The following is a 1,586-nucleotide window of genomic DNA, read 5'->3' as shown; positions in this document are numbered from 1 at the left end:
TCGGCTTTTTTATTCTTTTTTGCGGGCTGTTTTTCTGTTTTATGGGTTCATTAGTTTTATTATCCTCTTAAGATTTACGGTAAATATGGTCGTGGCACTTTGTATTTCCATGCCAAAAAGACCCGAGGATTTTGCGTTTTTATACCCGTGTCTGTTTTTTAATTCACTATTTTTTGCTTCAATTTTGTAGCGTTCTTTGGATTTTTCTTTGAAATAGTCGCTTTCTTGGAACTTTACCTGTTCAAGGTGTTCTCCTGATAAAATACTGACGGAATAACTCTTTGTTTTGGATCCTTCTTTGTAACACCCTTCTCTAAATGGGCATTGTTTACATTTTTCTATATCAAAGTAGTAGGTATATACCGTATTTTTACCTAATTCTTCTTTTTTTGTATACGTTTTGCGTTTTTTAATGGCTAGATGACCCGCTTTACATACATACATTCCCGCGTCTTTATTAAATTCAAACTCATTCTCTCTTTTTCTGTACCCATGTGTAATGTTGGGATGTAATTTCGAAATTAATTCAATATTGTTCTCTTTTGTGTAGTCGATATTGGCTTTTTCCGAATAGGCGGTGTCCCCAATCACCGTTTTTACTTCCATTCCGGCAGTTTTGCTTTTTTCAATTAACGTCTGTAGTTGTTTTCCATCATTTTTTTCTCCCGTGGTAAGGACTGCGGCAGTGATGATTCGTTCCTCACTTAAAGCGAGATGTGTCTTGTATCCGAAGAAAGATGTATCCGCACTTTTATATCCTAGTTTGGCGTCCTCGTCATTCGAACTTTGAATGGTGGCAAGATGTTCGAGATCATCGGAAACCGTTTCTTTTAAAAGGTTGAGAGGTTCTTTTACTTTTGGGTATGTACAAATGGTTTCCTCACTTTCAATCACTTCTATAAGTTGTTGGCAGTAGGCTAATTCGTCCTCTAATTGATCTGTAGTATTTTTATTTGGAAACTTACTTTTTAAGCTTTCGTCGACCGAATACACTGCTTTTCTTAATTTCTTGGCACGAGCTTCAAGGATTTCTTTAGGCGATTGAGGGTTATAACGAGATTTTGTATGAGTTGAATCGACAATAATTGTTTTACTTTTGATAACTCCTTTTTCAATCGCAATTTCTACGGTCTTATTAATCAACAGATCTAAAAGATTAATGTCCTCGAGCCGTTGTTTACGGAATTTGCTTAACGAACTGGAATCAATGACTTCTTCTTCTGGAGCCATATCAAGAAAATACTTAAATGCCATGTCGTATCCAGAACGTTCCACTAAATCCTCATCCGATAAATCATAAATACTTTTTAACAATAAATATTTAAACATACAGATCGGATCGATAGCAGTTCGACCGTTATCATGACAATATTTATCTTTCAATTCCTCGTAAACAAAGGAGAAATCAACTAGCTCATTTATTTTTCGTAATAAGTGATCTTTAGGAATAACCAAATCGTAAATCCCCATAAAAGGACTGAAAACCATAGATTGTTGTTTTTGAATCATCTTTATACCACCCACGAGAATTTGATAAGTTAATTATTACATAAAAAAAGTGTTACTTCCTTATATATTTTGGGAAT

At 34.6% G+C, this 1,586-nt stretch carries 1 protein-coding gene; it reads right to left on the bottom strand.

The genetic code is table 11. The features are described 5' to 3' along the window. Positions 1-39: 39 nt before the first annotated feature. Positions 40-1,509 (bottom strand): IS1182 family transposase, encoded by a 1,470-nt coding sequence (locus WD019_RS21560; RefSeq protein WP_425712795.1) that lies wholly within the window; start codon positions 1,507-1,509, stop codon positions 40-42. Between the last annotated feature and the right edge of the window lie 77 nt (positions 1,510-1,586).

Source organism: Fictibacillus sp. Mic-4, from assembly GCF_049843615.1.
GTDB lineage: Bacteria > Bacillota > Bacilli > Bacillales > Fictibacillaceae > Fictibacillus_A > Fictibacillus_A gelatini.
This window is presented reverse-complemented; position numbering and strand designations above follow the sequence as displayed.

Bases quoted from the DNA above. Each gene is read 5' to 3' on its own strand.
- WD019_RS21560 (WP_425712795.1), bottom strand. From the start codon at position 1,509: ATGATTCAAAAACAACAATCTATGGTTTTCAGTCCTTTTATGGGGATT.